Source organism: Mycobacterium sp. WMMD1722 (assembly GCF_049315205.1).
In the GTDB taxonomy this organism is placed as follows: domain Bacteria; phylum Actinomycetota; class Actinomycetes; order Mycobacteriales; family Mycobacteriaceae; genus Mycobacterium.
Genome location: NZ_CP186056.1, coordinates 993,706 through 1,007,838 on the forward strand (window position 1 = coordinate 993,706; position 14,133 = coordinate 1,007,838).

The following is a 14,133-nucleotide window of genomic DNA, read 5'->3' on the forward strand; positions in this document are numbered from 1 at the left end:
ACTAGGGGGTGGCGTCGGCTCTGGTGCCGACGCAGTCGGGGCACAGGCCCCAGTAGATGACCTCGGCCTCGTCGAGGACGAACCCGTCGAGCGCACCGGACTCGTCGGAGGGGGTCAGGCAGGGCGCGTCGCCCTGAGCGCAGTCGATGTCGGCGATCACCCCGCAACTGCGGCAGACCACGTGATGGTGGTTGTCGCCGACCCGCGACTCGTAGCGGGCGACCGAACCCGACGGCTGGATACGGCGGATGAGCCGGGCCCCGGTCAGGGCGTGGAGCACGTCGTAGACCGCCTGTCGGGAGACGTCCGGAAGGGCGGCGCGGACGGCGCCGAAGATGGTGTCGGTGTCGGAGTGCGGGTGCGCGCCGACCGCCTCGAGGACCGCGACCCGAGGTCGGGTGACGCGCAGATCGGCGGCGCGCAGCCGATCGGCGTAGTCGGCGGTCGAATCCATGAAAACCACACAACCCCGTTTTCTGGAATTAGTCAAGAGTTGCCGACGGACGGCGTGTCAGGCCGTCGACACCCGCATTTCCGCACGTCACCGGACCGACGTCCGTTTAAGATCGCCCAATGGCCAAACTCGAGATGTCCCGCGAGCTGACGCTGAGCCCCGAGGACGCGTGGACGCACGCGTCCAATCTGGCCGCGCTCGGCGACTGGCTGGTCATGCAGGAAGGGTGGCGCAGCGAGATTCCCGACGAGGTCACCGAGGGCACGACGGTGGTGGGCGTCGCCGGCGCCAAAGGCATGCGCAATCGCGTCACCTGGACCATCCAGCGCTTCGATCCGCCCGCGCTGCTCGAGGCCAAGGGCAGCGGCGTGGGCGGTACGAGATACGGCCTCAAGCTTGCGGTGCGGCCGACGACGTCGGGGTGCGCGTTCACGGTCACCCTGGAACTCGGGGGTGCGCCGCTCTTCGGGCCGATCGGGGCCGCCGCCGCACGTGCGGTCAAGGGCGACATCGAACGGTCGATCCAGCGGTTCGAGGAGCTCTACGCCTGACGCGTCACCGCGTGATTCGGTGATCTCGCGGCGGGTACCTCTGACCCGTGTCCGAGTCCACCGAATTGATCGTCACCGACCCCCGCACCGGCGAGACCGCCAGCCGGGTCCCGGTCGCCGACACCTCGACCTGCGACGAGGCGGTCAAACGGGCCCGTGCCGCCGCACCCGCGTGGGCGCGTACGCCGGCAGCCGAGCGGGCCGCCGCCCTGACCGCCGCCGCGGCCGCGGTCCGGGCCGCCGCCGAGGAGCTCGCCGAGCTCAACGAACGCGAGACGGGCAAGGTGCGCCAGGATGCGCTCGGCGGTGTCGAGGCCGGCGCCGGCACCCTGGTGCAGTACGCCGAGCTGGGGCCGTTGCACCGGGGCCGGACCTTGCACGGACAGTGGTCGGCGACCGACCTCATGGTTCCCGAGCCGCGCGGCGTCATCGCGGTGCTCACGCCGTGGAACGATCCCGTGGCGGTGGCGGCCGGGCTGCTCGGCGCCGCGCTCGTCACGGGGAACACGGTCGTGCACAAACCCAGCGAGCGCTGTCCGGCGACCGGTCGGCGTTTCGCCGAACTGCTGGCCGCGGAGCTTCCCGACGGCGTGCTCGAGATCGTGGACGGTGACGCGCGGGTCGGGGCTCGCCTGACCGGCGCCGAGGACGTCGACGTCGTCGCCCATGTCGGCAGCAGCGTCACCGGCCGGGAGATCGCGGCCGCCTGCGCCCGGCGCGGGGCCAAGGCCGTACTCGAGAACGGTGGCAACGACCCGCTGATCGTGGACGCCGGAGTCGACCCGCGGTGGGCCGCCGAGCAGGCGGCCACGGGGGCGTTCGCCAACGCCGGCCAGATCTGTGTGTCGGTCGAACGCATCTACGCCCATCGGGCGATCGCCGACGCTTTCATCGAGGCGCTGGTCGATCAGGCTCGGCAGTGGCGCGAGCGAATCGGTCCGCTGGTCGACGAGCGGCAGCGCGAGGTGGTGCACGGTCACGTCACCGAGGCGGTGGACGCCGGTGCCCAGCTGCGCGTCGGCGGCGAACCCACCCCTGGCCCCGGTTCGTTCTATCCACCCACGGTGCTCACCGGGTGCACTCCGGACATGCTGGTACTGCGCGAGGAGACGTTCGGTCCGGTCGCCCCGGTGCGGGTGGTCGAGGACTTCGACACCGCACTGGCCGAGGCGGCAGCAGACCGGTACGGGCTGGCGGCCACCGTGCTCACGCCCGATATGGCACACGCTCAGACCGCTTGGCGCACACTGCCGGTGGGGACCGTCAAGATCAACGCGGTGTTCGGCGGGGCACCTGGTGGGGCGTCGGAACCTCGGCGGGCCAGTGGCAGCGGCTTCGGTTACGGCCCGGAGCTGCTCGACGAGATGACCGCGGTGAAAGTTGTGCACTGGTCGCCGCCACCGCAGTGAGACCGGGGCGACGATCTGCGCCGATCAGGGCGGCGCGGCGGCGCCGGTGGGCGACAATGCCCCACATGCTCAAGAGGATCACCGCCGTTGCCAGTGCCGTCTGCGCGGCGTCGATACTGTGCCCGAGTGCCGCCGGCGCGCAACCCGTCACACCCGATCCGCCGGTGCCCCAGGGGGTTTCGAACGGCACGCTCTACACCGTCACCCAGCGCACCTCCGACGGGGCGACGGCGGACGGCACCGGAACCTGGTGGTTGACGGTGAACACGATCGCCGGCGGGGACGGTGCCGTCGCCGACGCCTTCAACCGGGCTTCGGAGGCCTCGGCTCAGGGTCAGCTCGACGAGGCGCGGGCGGGGGCCACCACCGACGGCACCTGGTCGTTCGACACGAACCCGCGGATCCAGTTCGGCGCCGCGTCGGTCGCGCAATTGATCAGCGGACTGTTCAACGCGGTGCCCTCGGCCCATCCGGTGAACTACGTCAGCACAGTCGTCATCGACTCGCGCACGGCCGCGCCGATCACACTGCGCGCGTTGTTCATCGACGAGCAGGCCGGCCTGAATCGGCTCGCGGAGCAGACCAAGATCCTGCTGCCCGCCGAATCCGGTCAGCCGCCGGGAACGTTCGACGACGATCCGGGGGCCGCGCCGGTCGAGGCGAACTTCGCCAACTGGATCCCCACGCCCGCGGGTCTGGAGATCCACTTCGACGACTACCAGTTCTTCCACGGCACACCGGTGATCACGGTGCCCTGGCCGGCCCTCGAGGACGTGCTCAGCCCGCAGATGCGGGCGCTGCGCCTACCGTGACCCGCTAGCGTTGGGCGGACGGGCCCACGTCGTCACCGGAATCGGCCGGCCGGTCGCTGGCCTCTCTGATCTCGTCCTCGTGGCTGGTCGCGGTCTGAGACTTATCGGCCGAGGGGTTGTCTTCGCGCATGCGGGCTCGTATACCCACCGGCGGTGCGCGCCGACACCTCGCGTCAATCGCGGTCGTCGTTGCCCAACGCCGCCCTGATCATCGGCAGGAACCAGGCCGACACCGGCCACACCGCAGCCAGCGCCAGGGCGCATGCCACGCTGACCGCGTTGACGACCATGCGGGTTCGGCGGCTGCGGTCGTCGTGGCCGAATTGCCGCCGCAGCAGCAGCACCGTGGTCAGAAGCCAGCCGCCCAGGTAGAGGGCGATCAGCAGATATCTCATCACTCGCCGTTGTACACCCCGCGACGAGCGCCGACCACCGGCCGCAGGGCACCCCTAGACTTCGGCACGTGGGGATTGTGATCGGATTCGCGCCGTGGATCGTTTACTGGATCCTGGTCGGCAACGTGCCGTTCCTGGCCGCGGTGGCGGTCGCGCTGGCTGTCGCGGTGGCCGGCTTGGCCGTCGGCGTGGGGCGCCACACCCCGGGGCGGACGCTCGAGATCGGTGCAGTGGCCACGTTCGCCCTGCTGACGGGGGTCACCCTGGTGGCCGATCAGGGCTTCCTGGAGCGCTGGCTGCAACCGCTGAGCACCGCCGGGATTTTCCTCGTCGCTCTCCTCGGCCTGCTGGCCGGCCGGCCCTTCGTGCGGGAATTCGCCGCGGCGGGTCAGCCCAAGGAACTCGTCGCCACCGACCTCTTCGAGACCATCACCATCCGCTTGACGTGGATCTGGGTGGCGGCGTTCGGGTTGATGACGCTCTCGTCGGCGATCCCCCCGGTCCTGCAGGGCGACGCCACCATCCTCGACACGAAGTCACCGCTGTCGGTCGTCTGCTATTGGATTGTGCCCGGCGTGCTGCTGGCTCTGGCGGCGCTGGCCTCCCGGGTGCTGCCCGAGCGCATGGTGGCCGAAGCGGGGGACATCGAGCGCAAGACGACGTTCGTCGCCTACAGCGAGGCGGCCATCGACGAGCTGTACTACCTGGCCCAGGAGCACGCCAATCGCGAGGTCGGCGCCGGCCAGGAGGCCTACAACGTCAAGGTCGGCGGCAAGGGCACCCCGCTGGTCGGCGACGAGGACCGGCAGTCCTGGCCGGCCACCTACAAGGTGCGTGAGCGGCGCCGCTAGCCGCGAGTCAGCCGGGCTGCACCGGAACCGGCACGATGGTCACCTCGTCGCCGGTGCGGATGGTGCCCGAGGTCAGAATCCGGCACGCCGACCCGCCGCGGCCACGCATGGCGGCTGCTGCGCCCGGGCCCATGTCGTCGTCGAGCAGGCGGCACGGCGCCAGCAGCCGCACCACCTCCAGTTCGACGTCGCCGATCGTGATGCGGGTCCCCGGCTTGGTCGGGATCTCCCCGGCGTCGACGGTGATGTTGCGTCGGGTCGCGCCCGGATCGAAGTCATGGCCCAGATCGGCTGCGGCCCGCTGCAGGAACTCCAGGGACTGGATCGACACATGGCGGTGCCGGGTGCCGTGGTAGCGGTCACCGACCAGGCCGGCGCCCGCCTCGGCGATGACGGTGTGGACCGGACGCACCGGCAGTCGCCGGCCCTTGGCGACATGGATGGCCAGCACCTTCACTGGCGCATCACGTCCAGTACAGCGTCCGCGCGGCGGGCAACGCGTCGGCGATCTCGGCGTCGAACCAGGCCCGCATATCGCTCATCGTGTCCCTGGGGTAGACGTATTTGGCCGCACCGTATTTGCCGAACTTGCGGGTACGGCCGGCCTCGTCCATGTCGAGCTTGGTCTGTGGATACCAGCCGAGCAGGACGTCCTTGCTGGTGGCGGTGAACCGATGGGTGATGCACTCGACGGTGAGGTCGACGTCCGCGACGTCGGCCACGGCATCGGACACCTGCCGCAGCAGCGCGCCGTAGCCCTCCCGCCAGCCGGGGATCGGCATGATCGGGGCGATGGTCAGACCGATGCGGTAGCCCGCCGCCGCCAGTGACCGCAGGGCGGCGATCCGCTGCGCCAGGCGGGCGGTGCCGCCCTCGAACCGCCGGGCCACTTCGCCGGTGTTGACCGACAGCCGCACCCGGGTGCGTCCGGCGTGCGGCAGCTCCAACAGCGGCGCCACGTTGTCGTATTTCGTGGTGAAGCGCAGGCCGACCGGCGCCGCCCAGTCGTGGGTGCCGACGTGGCGGATGGTCGCCGACAGTGACCCGGTGAGGTGCTCGAGGGCCAGCGGGTCGGTGTAGCAGGACGCTTCGAACGTCGTCCCCTCGCCGCGTCGCTGCGCTGACGTCGAGGTGATCGTGCCCTTACCGACGTGGGCGTCCATCTCGGCGAGAATATCCGGCAGGTTGGCATACACCCTGGTGATCGGGGGCCCGGACAGCGAGCCCGCCAGGTAGCAGTACTGGCAGTGGCCCGGGCAGCCCTGCGCGAGGTCGATGCGCCAGTCCGCGCTGGGCGGGATCGGCTGCAGGCGGCGCTTGCTGGGCGGTGCGACGACGACCGCGAGGGTGCGCTTGGCCAGGGTGTAGGCGGCGCGGTCGTTGTCCGCGGTCACTGCGGGCAGGCGGTCGCCGGAGAGCACCGTCAGCTCGTCGACACCGGCGGCCTCACACCGCGCGATGATCTGCGCACCATGGGGAAGTTCGGCCGCCGAGCGGGTCACCAGCACCCGGGCCGGGGTCCACAGGGTGGGCGAGGTGGCTGCCGAAGGCGCGATCGTGGTCATGTGCGGTTTTCAACGATAGGTGCGACGACGCGATTCCTGGCGCGGTGGCGATCAGCCCGTGACGCCGGTCATGTGCAGCACCATGCCGACCGCGACGGCGATGAACGCGATCGCGAAGATCGCGACCAGGATGATCGACAGGACCGAGCCGGTCGTCATCCTGCGGGCCGGCACCGGACCGGGTTCTTCGCCCACGGCGGTCGAACCCGCGTCGGGCGGTGTGTCGCCCGGCGTCACGCCGCCGCCCGGTTCCAGACCTGGAACTTCCTCGGGCTCGGGTTGCGGCGGCATACCTGTCATGGTGGTTGGTGGTACCCCGCGGCGGGCATCTCACACGTGCGGCGCCGCGTTCGCCCACTTCCGGTCACCGTTACATCTCACTCACGCATCTTTTCGCCCTGCGGCGCTTGTGGATTCGTCTCCGATCGCAGGCAGGCGGTAGAAGTGATCTTGACCGGTTCTCCCCGGTCGACATCTGCATGCATATGAAGAGGTGAGTTGGGATGAGACGGATCTTCGCGTTCGTCGTTTGTCTGGCCATGTCGTTGGCGACCGCAGGGGTGGCCAACGCCGAACTGATGTTTCCCGCTCGCAATCAGCAGGCGGTCGACCTGGTGATCGCGCGGGCGCTGTCCCAGCGTGGCGTGCCGTTCGCCTACGGCGGGGGGACCGTGGCCGGCCCGTCCTTGGGCAGCGGGAGCACAGCCACGGTGAATCAGTCCGCGGCCACGGTGCCGGGCTCGATCCCCGCGGTCGGTGGCCCCGGCGCAGTCCCGCCCGCCGCACTGCCCGGTCTGACGGCGGTTCCGGTGTTGCCGGCCCCGGCGCCCGTGCCCGCACCCGCGCCCAAGGTGGTGGGGTTCGACGCCTCGGGCCTGATGGTCTATGCCTTCGCCGGTGTGGGACTCAAGCTGCCCCGCACGTCGGGCGAGCAGTACCTCGCCGGACGCAAGGTGCTGCCGTCGCAGGCGCTGCCTGGGGACCTGCTCTTCTACGGGCCCAACGGCAGCCAGAGCGTGGCGATGTTCATCGGCAACGGTCAGATGATCGAGGTCGGCGATTCGGTCCAGGTGACGCCCGTGCGCACCAAAGACATGACGCCGTATCTGGCCCGCTACATCGACTGAGTTCCCGGTTCCGGCATCAGGGCCGTCATCCCGCGTGGGTGACGGCCCTGATGCCGTTCGGCGGTCCTCAGACCTGTTCGACGGTGAGCGGAGACAGGTCGGTCTCCATGAGCACGACGTTGTAGTCGCCCCAGATCGACATGTTCCAGTAGAGGGTGCTGACGTCGGGCTCCCCGTCCTGCCCGGTCAACAGTCCGGTCCCCGACCAGGGATGGATCATCGGGGCGTAGAGCCCCGGGTAGTTCGCCGAGCGCGCGATCGTGATCGGTGCGGACCACGGCCCCTGCGGCTGATTGGCTGTCCGCATCTGGATGTCGTTGTTGCCGTCGGCGTAGAGCACGACGTACTGGTCGAGATATTCGTTGTACTGCACCGACATCTCGCTGACGTTGCCGCCGGTCTTCGCGCCGAACAGACCGGCCAGGTAGCCGCCGAAGACGTTCGGGTCGTTGGCGAAGTCGACGATGAATCCCAGGGGCCCGGCCGATCGGGTCGAATCGCCGATCACCGGGACCGCCGCGGCCGGCCGGCCGAGGACCCATGAGTTGCCGTCCCAATACTCGTACCGGGACAGGTCGGTGATGGCGCCTTCGGGTACCCGGGACAGATAGGCCGATCCGGCCCGGCCAGAGGGGGTGCCGAAGGCGTACAAATACCGCACGCCGTTCTCGCCGACCTGGTCCTCCGGCTGCAGCACATAGGCGAACTGCTGGAAATTCTGGTTGCCGGCCACGTAGGGCGTGGAGGACCGGAACCAGCCGGCCGAGCGGATCGTCGACGGCACGACCCGCCAGTCACCGCCGTTGGCTCCCGGGTAGAACTGCGAGATCGCCGAGTAATTGGTGGTCCAGCGCCCCGGTGTGTCCCACGACCGGACGGACATGTAGTTGACGTACTGCGTGCCGTTGATCTGGGTGCCCGCAGTGGGGATGACGGTCACCTCGGTGGGGAACAGGAAGCCCAGCTGCGTGGTCGATCGGTCGATGAACTGATACGCGGGGCCGGTCTGCGCGAGTTCCAAGCCGGGCTGCTCACCGGTGTAGAAGTCGGTGTCAAAGCTGATCAGCAACACGTTGTTGCGCCAGTCTCCGGTCATTCGCGGCCCGCTGAAGGTATCGCCGAACGCGAGGTGGACGAACCGCTCGCCGTCGATGGTGCCGCCGTCCCACATGATGCCCAGGTCGGTGCCGTAGATGTTGAAGCTCGAGGTGTCATTGGTCTGGGGCACCTCGTAACCACCCAGGACACCTTGATTCGAGACACCGGTCACCCAGCCCAGCGGCGTCGACGCCAGGGCCGACGGCCGCGTCGCAGCCGTCGTCGTTGTCGTGGCCGCGGCGGCCAGCGTCGTGGACTGTGCCAGCGCGGTCGACTCCGCCGTGGACGTCATCTCGCGGGCGGTCTCTCGGCGCGCGGTCGCCGCCATGGCGAGCAGCGCCGGGTCCGGTGCCGGTGCCACCGGAGCCCCGTCGCCGCCGGCCCGCGGTGCGGGCACCGCCGCCGACAGCGCGGAGGTGGCGACCTTCGCGCTGCCCGGGGGCGCAGCGCCGGCCGACGGTTCGGTCGGCGCGCTCGTCCGGCTGCTCGCCGTGACCGGGTCGGCCGACCGGGCGGCGGACCTCTCGGCGTTGTCGGCCCGGGTCTCGGCACGGCTCATGCCACGTGACCGGTTGATCGACGATGAGGTGTCGTCGGCCGCCTCCGTCGTGCGCGACGACCGCGTCGCGGAGCGATCGGCTGTGCCCGAACTCTTTGCGGTGCCCGAGCTCTTCGGGGTGCTCGACGGACCGGCCGATACGCCACCGGACGACCGGGCGCTGCTCGACGACGAGCTCGATGACGAGGAGGACCCCGACGACACCCCCGAGCTCGAGGGTTCGGCCGACGCGACACCGTGTCCGAGCGATACCGCGGCTCCGATGCCCAGGGCGACGGCCAATCCGCCGATCCGGCCCACGTAACAAGCCGCGCTGAGTCTCGGCTTCATCTTCCCGCCCCTCCGTCGATGGTCCCCGTAGTCGGGATACGCATCATCGCACCGAGTCCCATGATCATTCGGCGTAACACCCGGCATTTCTCAGAAAATCTCAGCATTTTGCTGTGAATTGTCTGCGGGTACCCTTCGCCGCATGAGCGCCGGACTGTTCGGACTCCTCGACGACATCGCCGTGCTGGCACGGATGGCCGCGGCATCGGTCGACGACATCGGCGCGGCGGCTGGCCGCGCGACCGCCAAAGCGGCCGGGGTGGTCGTCGACGACACCGCCGTGACCCCTCAGTACGTCACCGGGATCACCGCCGACCGCGAATTGCCGATCATCAAGCGGATCGCGATCGGGTCGCTGCGCAACAAGCTCCTGTTCATCCTGCCCGCGGCGCTCCTGCTGAGCCAGTTCGTGCCGTGGCTGCTGACCCCGATCCTCATGCTCGGCGCGACCTACCTCTGTTACGAGGGCGCGGAGAAGGTGTGGGGCCGGATTCGCGGACACCACCACAAGGCGGTACCCGCGGTGGTGGCGGGCGAAGACGCCGAGAAGAAGATGGCGGCCGGTGCCATCCGCACCGACTTCATCCTCTCCGCCGAGATCATGGTGATCGCCCTCAACGAGGTGGCGGATCAGGCGTTCCTGCCGCGGCTGATCATCTTGGTGGTCGTGGCGTTGGTGATCACGGCCGGGGTGTACGGCGTGGTCGCGGCCATCGTCAAAATGGACGACATCGGCCTGAATCTCGCACGCCGCAGGTCCGGGTTCGCCCGCAAGGTCGGGCGTGGCCTGGTGGCGGGAATGCCCAAGCTGCTCGCCGCCCTCACGGTGATCGGCACCGTGGCGATGCTGTGGGTCGGCGGCCACATTCTGCTGGTGGGCACCGATGAACTCGGCTGGCATGCGCCCTACGGAGTCGTCCACCACCTCGAGGAGGCCGTCCATCACGCGGTGGCCGGAGTGGGTGCCGTACTGGCATGGCTGGTCAACACCGGGGCCTCGGCCGTCATTGGACTCGTGGTCGGCGCGATCGTGGTCGCCGTCGTCAGCGTGCTGCCGTTCGCTCACCGCAAAGACGACGCCCACGGGTGAGTGCCCGGTGTGATTCGGCCCCCGGCGCGCGGGGTAGAGGATCTCGGTGACCGAACCCCATGTGGACGCCTCAGAGGACGACGGATCAGCCGAGATGCAACCCGAGGACGGCGGTGCCGCACCGGAGTCACCCGCAGACGAAGGTGACCGGTAGTCAACGGCCGGTCCACCGGGGCGGGCGTTTCTCCAACCAGGCCCGCGGACCTTCGGCGGCGTCATCGGTCGCGCCGGCGACCTTGCGCATGGTCTCGCCGAACCGCACCGATTCGATCCAGCCCATGTCGGCGGTCCGCCACGCGACCTCCTTGGTGGCGCGCTGCGCCAGCGGTGCGGCCGCGGTGAGGGTGCGGGCCCAGGACGTCGCCTCGGCCATCAGGTCCTCCGGCTCGACCAGTCGCCACACCAGCCCGATCTCCTTGGCGCGTTCTGCGCTGATCGGCTTGCCGGTCAGCAGGAGTTCCATGGCGTTGGCCCAGCCGACGCGCTGGGGGAGCCGGATCGCCCCGACGATCGTCGGGACGCCGATCGCGACCTCGGGATAGGAGAACGTGGTCGCGGTGGTGGCGATGACGAAGTCGCAGAACAACACTCCGGTCAGCCCGTAGCCGATGCAGGGGCCGTGCACCGCGGCGATCACGGGTTTGAACAGCTCCATACCGGATTCGAACGAGTTGATGGTCGGTTTCTCCCAGAATGTGCCGCCGAACGTGCCGACCGCGCCCTCACCGTCCTTCAGGTCGCCGCCCGCGCAGAACACGTCGCCGTTGGCGGTCAGGATGCCTACCCAGGCGTCCTCGTCGTCGCGGAACCGGTCCCAGGCCGCGTTGAGCTCGCGGCGCAGTGGCCCGTTGATCGCATTGCGCGCCTCGGGCCGGTTCAGCGTGATCGTGGCGATGTGGTCCTGTTGCTCATAGGTCACGAGGCTCATGGGTCGCACCCTAATTCCCGTGCGGGCACCTAGGCTGGTGACATGTCAACCAAACTCGATGCGTCGCAGCGCCGTGCGTGGTTGGCCTATATGCGCGTCTACCACCGACTCGAGTACGAGATGAATCGGCAGCTGCAGGCAGATCACGGCCTGTCACTCAGTGACTTCACCGTGCTCAATGCGCTGACCAATGCCGCGAGCGGCCGTGCGCAGCTCAACGTCCTGGCCACCACCATCGGGTGGGAACGCAGCCGGCTGTCCCACCACCTGCAACGGATGGCCCGCCGCGGACTGGTCGAGCGCCGCCCGTCTGCCAGCGACGGCCGCGCGACCGACGCCGTGCTCACCGACGGCGGCTGGAATGCGTTCACCGCGGCCGCACCGTCGCATGCGGAATGGGTCAAGACGCTGGTGTTTTCCGATCTGAGCCGGGCTCAGGAGCGCGACCTCGCCGACCTCCTCACCGAGGTCTACGAGTCTGTGCTGCGACGGGGGACGTTGCCGCGGCCGGAGATCGACGAGGACCGGCCGCGGCACGCGCCCTGACTCATACCTGCACCTCGCCGCCGTCGACGAAGAGTTCGGTTCCGGTGACGAAACTGCTCTGGTCGGAGCCCAGGAACACCACCGCGGCGGCGATCTCCTCGGGGCGGCCGAGGCGGCCCAGCGTCACGTCGGCGCTCAACTCCTCGAGCAGGGCGGCTTCCCCTCCGCTGGGTGCGAGTCCCTTCAGTCCCGGCGTTTCGATGGGTCCCGGTGTGACGGTGTTGACGCGGATTCCGCGTCCGGCCAGTTCGGCCGCCCAGGTGCGGCTGAAGGACCGGATTGCGGCCTTCGACGCGGCGTAGGCGCTGAAGGACGGGGTGCCGTTGTGCGCGGCGGTCGAACCGGTCAGCACGATCGAGGCGCCCTCGTTGAGCAGGGGCAGGACCTTCTGGACCGTGTACACGGTGCCGAACACGTTGGTGGCGAAGGTGTCCTGCAGATGTCCGGGGGTGATGTCCTCGAGCGCGGCGAATTCGCCACCGCCGGCGTTGGCGAACACGATGTCGAGTCCGCGCCCCCGCGCCTCGATGGCGGAGACGACTGCGTCGAGATCGTCGGGTCGCCCCACGTCGCCGCGGACGCCGGTTGCCGACGCTCCGATGGAGGTCACGGCGGCGTCGACCTTGGCCTGGTCGCGTCCGGTCACGATGACGTGAGCGCCCTCGGCCGCCAGGCGCTGCGCGGTGGCCAGTCCGATCCCCGACGTGCCGCCGGTGACCAGGGCTGTTTTGTCGGTGAGTTGTGGCATGTCGGATCTCCTGGGTCGGTTTTGTTCTGCGACAGCCGGTCCAACGTGCGTGACATGTCACCTATTCCCGGATGAGTTCTCCGGTGGCGATCGACGACCGAAGCGCGCGACGGTCCAATTTGCCGCTCGGCAGGGTCGGTATCCGGTCGCTGGTGGTCACCACCCACTGAGTTGGGATCTTGTAGGCCGACAGCCGGTCGCGTGCGGCGGCGGTCAGAACGGCGATGTCGACGCTCTCGCGGGGCCCCTGCGGGACCACCACCGCGCACACCTGCTCGCCCCGCTGCGGGTGATCCAGACCGACCACCACACACTGCGCCACCGCGGGAAGTTCATCGATCACCGCCTCGACTTCCAGCGGCGAGACGTTCGCACCGGCGACCTTGATGAGGTCGGTGCTCCGCCCGACGTAGAACAGCCGGGGGTCACCTTCGCGGCGATACACGCGGTCCCCCGTGTGAAACCAGCCGTCGGCGTCGAAGGTGTCCCAGCGCTCGCGCTTGTTGTAGCCCGCCATCACACCGATGCCGCGGACCAGGAGCTCGCCGACGGTTCCCTCGGGCACCGGGGCGCCGGTCTCGTCGACGATGGCCAGATCGGTGAATGCAAAGCCGCCCGCAGTCTCGGTCATGGTGCGGTGCACCGGATATCCGTCGGGCACGTCGGTCATGGCGATGTCCAGGGGACCGTCGCGCAGCATCGGCGCGCTGGACAGATCGCGGGTGGCGAAACTCGGGTGTTCACGCAGCTGCTGGGTGAAGCTGGGCCAGCCGATGATCCCCGTCACCCGCTCGCGTTCCACCAGATCGAGTGCCGTTCCGGCGTCGAACCGGGGCATCGTGACCACGGCGGTCGCAGCATGTAACGCCCCGGTGACCGCGAGCAGACCACCCACCCAGAAGAACGGCATGGCGCACAGCACCCTGGCCTCGTCACCCGATCCGGTGATTGCGCGAACCGCGTCAGGCCAGCCCGAGGTCTGCCGGACCAGCGTGCCGTGGGTGTGCAACACCCCTTTGGGATCAGCGGTGGATCCGGACGTGTGGATCATCACCGCCGGATCCGCGGCCGACACCTCGCGCTCTGCAGCTGCGAGCACCTCGGCCGCGACATGGGCAGCTGGCAGCGGGCTCGCCCACGACCGGTCCGAGCCGTCCGTGATCAGGATCTCGCGAAGATAGGGCGCCCCGGTGAGGGCGATGTCCCCGGCCCGTTGGCCGGCCAGTTTCGGCAGTGCGGCCTCGACACCGTCGGCGATGTCGTTTCCGAGCAGCTTCGACGGCGCAATCAGCATTGCGGCGTCCGCCAGTCGCAATACCTTGCCGATCTCCGCCGGTCGGTACAACGTGCTCAGCGGGACGACGACGGCCCCGATCCGTGACAGTGCCAGCCACCAGAGCACCCACTCGACATCGTTGGCGAACAACAGCCCCACCCGGGTGCCCTTGCCGATCCCGCGACGCAACAGCCGGCGCGCGAGTTCCCCGGACCGCTGCCGGGCCTCGGCGTAGCTGACCCGATCGGACGGGGTGATGAGGTAGGCGTGCGCGCCGAAATCGCGCGCGCTGCGCGCCAGCAACGCCGGAATGGTGGGCCGTTGGTCTGTCACCACCCGATCTTGTCGGATCGGGGCGCAGCCGACGCGCATCAGTCGGAACCCCGTGTCGCTT

At 69.4% G+C, this 14,133-nt stretch carries 18 protein-coding genes; 8 read left to right on the plus strand and 10 right to left on the minus strand.

Annotated features, from left to right (window positions below; all coding sequences use genetic code 11):
• Position 1 precedes the first annotated feature (1 nt).
• Positions 2-454 carry a Fur family transcriptional regulator gene (locus tag ACN27E_RS04555; RefSeq protein WP_422746897.1) on the minus strand — a complete coding sequence of 151 codons (453 nt, stop codon included), beginning with the start codon at positions 452-454 and terminating at the stop codon, positions 2-4.
• A 119-nt stretch (positions 455-573) separates the two neighbouring features.
• Between ACN27E_RS04555 and ACN27E_RS04560 the strand changes: the two genes are divergently transcribed.
• The 3 genes from ACN27E_RS04560 to ACN27E_RS04570 all read left to right on the plus strand — a co-directional run bounded on the left by ACN27E_RS04560 (position 574) and on the right by ACN27E_RS04570 (position 3,226).
• Complete coding sequence (locus ACN27E_RS04560; RefSeq protein WP_422746899.1) at positions 574-1,005, plus strand: type II toxin-antitoxin system Rv0910 family toxin; 432 nt, start codon at positions 574-576, stop codon at positions 1,003-1,005.
• Positions 1,006-1,070: 65 nt separating this feature from the next.
• The gene (locus ACN27E_RS04565; protein ID WP_422749616.1) at positions 1,071-2,414 is read left to right on the plus strand and encodes an aldehyde dehydrogenase family protein; all 1,344 of its coding nucleotides are present in this window, start codon (positions 1,071-1,073) and stop codon (positions 2,412-2,414) included.
• Between the two features lie 65 nt (positions 2,415-2,479).
• A complete protein-coding gene (locus ACN27E_RS04570) occupies positions 2,480-3,226 on the plus strand; it encodes an RsiV family protein (protein WP_422746901.1) in 747 nt (248 codons plus the stop codon).
• 4 nt (positions 3,227-3,230) lie between these two features.
• On the opposite strand, the gene ACN27E_RS04575 is transcribed toward ACN27E_RS04570, so the two are convergent.
• Positions 3,231-3,356 carry a hypothetical protein gene (locus ACN27E_RS04575; protein WP_422746903.1) on the minus strand — a complete coding sequence of 42 codons (126 nt, stop codon included), beginning with the start codon at positions 3,354-3,356 and terminating at the stop codon, positions 3,231-3,233.
• Between the two features lie 43 nt (positions 3,357-3,399).
• On the minus strand, positions 3,400-3,621 hold the full coding sequence (locus ACN27E_RS04580) for a hypothetical protein (RefSeq protein WP_422746905.1): 222 nt from the start codon (positions 3,619-3,621) through the stop codon (positions 3,400-3,402).
• Between the two features lie 68 nt (positions 3,622-3,689).
• Between ACN27E_RS04580 and ACN27E_RS04585 the strand changes: the two genes are divergently transcribed.
• Positions 3,690-4,472: a hypothetical protein gene (locus ACN27E_RS04585; RefSeq protein WP_422746907.1), complete on the plus strand. Its 783-nt coding sequence runs from the start codon at positions 3,690-3,692 to the stop codon at positions 4,470-4,472.
• Positions 4,473-4,479: 7 nt separating this feature from the next.
• Here ACN27E_RS04585 and ACN27E_RS04590 read toward each other — a convergent pair whose 3' ends face one another.
• From ACN27E_RS04590 to ACN27E_RS04600, 3 genes are read right to left on the minus strand one after another with little or no spacing between them, the layout of a single operon-like run.
• Positions 4,480-4,929, minus strand: coding sequence for an MOSC domain-containing protein (locus tag ACN27E_RS04590; RefSeq protein WP_422746908.1), 450 nt, complete (start codon positions 4,927-4,929; stop codon positions 4,480-4,482).
• 7 nt (positions 4,930-4,936) lie between these two features.
• Positions 4,937-6,037, minus strand: coding sequence for a spore photoproduct lyase family protein (locus tag ACN27E_RS04595; RefSeq protein WP_422746910.1), 1,101 nt, complete (start codon positions 6,035-6,037; stop codon positions 4,937-4,939).
• 51 nt (positions 6,038-6,088) lie between these two features.
• Positions 6,089-6,328 carry a DUF6480 family protein gene (locus ACN27E_RS04600; protein WP_422746911.1) on the minus strand — a complete coding sequence of 80 codons (240 nt, stop codon included), beginning with the start codon at positions 6,326-6,328 and terminating at the stop codon, positions 6,089-6,091.
• A 212-nt stretch (positions 6,329-6,540) separates the two neighbouring features.
• Here ACN27E_RS04600 and ripD point away from each other — a divergent pair, with 212 nt between their 5' ends.
• On the plus strand, positions 6,541-7,164 hold the full coding sequence (gene ripD, locus ACN27E_RS04605; protein WP_422746912.1) for an NlpC/P60 family peptidoglycan-binding protein RipD: 624 nt from the start codon (positions 6,541-6,543) through the stop codon (positions 7,162-7,164).
• A 67-nt stretch (positions 7,165-7,231) separates the two neighbouring features.
• Here the strand turns inward: ripD and ACN27E_RS04610 are convergent, their stop codons facing one another.
• On the minus strand, positions 7,232-8,623 hold the full coding sequence (locus ACN27E_RS04610) for a DUF4185 domain-containing protein (protein ID WP_422746914.1): 1,392 nt from the start codon (positions 8,621-8,623) through the stop codon (positions 7,232-7,234).
• On the opposite strand from ACN27E_RS04610, the gene ACN27E_RS04615 reads away from it, so the two are divergent.
• On the plus strand, positions 8,589-9,125 hold the full coding sequence (locus ACN27E_RS04615) for a hypothetical protein (protein ID WP_422746915.1): 537 nt from the start codon (positions 8,589-8,591) through the stop codon (positions 9,123-9,125). The two genes, ACN27E_RS04610 and ACN27E_RS04615, sit on opposite strands and share 35 nt — an antisense overlap.
• Positions 9,126-9,293: 168 nt before the next feature.
• A complete protein-coding gene (locus ACN27E_RS04620) occupies positions 9,294-10,241 on the plus strand; it encodes a DUF808 domain-containing protein (protein WP_422746917.1) in 948 nt (315 codons plus the stop codon).
• Positions 10,242-10,395: 154 nt separating this feature from the next.
• Here the strand turns inward: ACN27E_RS04620 and ACN27E_RS04625 are convergent, their stop codons facing one another.
• Positions 10,396-11,169 carry an enoyl-CoA hydratase/isomerase family protein gene (locus ACN27E_RS04625; RefSeq protein ID WP_422746919.1) on the minus strand — a complete coding sequence of 258 codons (774 nt, stop codon included), beginning with the start codon at positions 11,167-11,169 and terminating at the stop codon, positions 10,396-10,398.
• Positions 11,170-11,211: 42 nt separating this feature from the next.
• On the opposite strand from ACN27E_RS04625, the gene ACN27E_RS04630 reads away from it, so the two are divergent.
• Positions 11,212-11,715 carry a MarR family winged helix-turn-helix transcriptional regulator gene (locus ACN27E_RS04630; RefSeq protein ID WP_422746921.1) on the plus strand — a complete coding sequence of 168 codons (504 nt, stop codon included), beginning with the start codon at positions 11,212-11,214 and terminating at the stop codon, positions 11,713-11,715.
• A gap of 1 nt (position 11,716) precedes the next feature.
• Here ACN27E_RS04630 and ACN27E_RS04635 read toward each other — a convergent pair whose 3' ends face one another.
• Both ACN27E_RS04635 and ACN27E_RS04640 read right to left on the minus strand, forming a co-directional pair.
• Positions 11,717-12,463 carry an SDR family NAD(P)-dependent oxidoreductase gene (locus ACN27E_RS04635; RefSeq protein ID WP_422746922.1) on the minus strand — a complete coding sequence of 249 codons (747 nt, stop codon included), beginning with the start codon at positions 12,461-12,463 and terminating at the stop codon, positions 11,717-11,719.
• A 61-nt stretch (positions 12,464-12,524) separates the two neighbouring features.
• A complete protein-coding gene (locus ACN27E_RS04640) occupies positions 12,525-14,111 on the minus strand; it encodes a class I adenylate-forming enzyme family protein (RefSeq protein ID WP_422746923.1) in 1,587 nt (528 codons plus the stop codon).
• Positions 14,112-14,133: the final 22 nt, after the last annotated feature.

What these genes read in the sequence shown, in the direction of transcription:
- ACN27E_RS04555 (WP_422746897.1), bottom strand. Translation starts at nt 454, where the DNA reads ATGGATTCGACCGCCGACTACGCCGATCGGCTGCGCGCCGCCGATCTG.
- ACN27E_RS04560 (WP_422746899.1), top strand. Translation starts at nt 574, where the DNA reads ATGGCCAAACTCGAGATGTCCCGCGAGCTGACGCTGAGCCCCGAGGAC.
- ACN27E_RS04570 (WP_422746901.1), top strand. Translation starts at nt 2,480, where the DNA reads ATGCTCAAGAGGATCACCGCCGTTGCCAGTGCCGTCTGCGCGGCGTCG.
- ACN27E_RS04575 (WP_422746903.1), bottom strand. Translation starts at nt 3,356, where the DNA reads ATGCGCGAAGACAACCCCTCGGCCGATAAGTCTCAGACCGCGACCAGC.
- ACN27E_RS04580 (WP_422746905.1), bottom strand. Translation starts at nt 3,621, where the DNA reads ATGAGATATCTGCTGATCGCCCTCTACCTGGGCGGCTGGCTTCTGACC.
- ACN27E_RS04595 (WP_422746910.1), bottom strand. Translation starts at nt 6,037, where the DNA reads ATGACCACGATCGCGCCTTCGGCAGCCACCTCGCCCACCCTGTGGACC.
- ACN27E_RS04600 (WP_422746911.1), bottom strand. Translation starts at nt 6,328, where the DNA reads ATGCCGCCGCAACCCGAGCCCGAGGAAGTTCCAGGTCTGGAACCGGGC.
- ripD (WP_422746912.1), top strand. Translation starts at nt 6,541, where the DNA reads ATGAGACGGATCTTCGCGTTCGTCGTTTGTCTGGCCATGTCGTTGGCG.
- ACN27E_RS04615 (WP_422746915.1), top strand. Translation starts at nt 8,589, where the DNA reads ATGGCGAGCAGCGCCGGGTCCGGTGCCGGTGCCACCGGAGCCCCGTCG.
- ACN27E_RS04620 (WP_422746917.1), top strand. Translation starts at nt 9,294, where the DNA reads ATGAGCGCCGGACTGTTCGGACTCCTCGACGACATCGCCGTGCTGGCA.
- ACN27E_RS04625 (WP_422746919.1), bottom strand. Translation starts at nt 11,169, where the DNA reads ATGAGCCTCGTGACCTATGAGCAACAGGACCACATCGCCACGATCACG.
- ACN27E_RS04630 (WP_422746921.1), top strand. Translation starts at nt 11,212, where the DNA reads ATGTCAACCAAACTCGATGCGTCGCAGCGCCGTGCGTGGTTGGCCTAT.
- ACN27E_RS04635 (WP_422746922.1), bottom strand. Translation starts at nt 12,463, where the DNA reads ATGCCACAACTCACCGACAAAACAGCCCTGGTCACCGGCGGCACGTCG.
- ACN27E_RS04640 (WP_422746923.1), bottom strand. Translation starts at nt 14,111, where the DNA reads ATGCGCGTCGGCTGCGCCCCGATCCGACAAGATCGGGTGGTGACAGAC.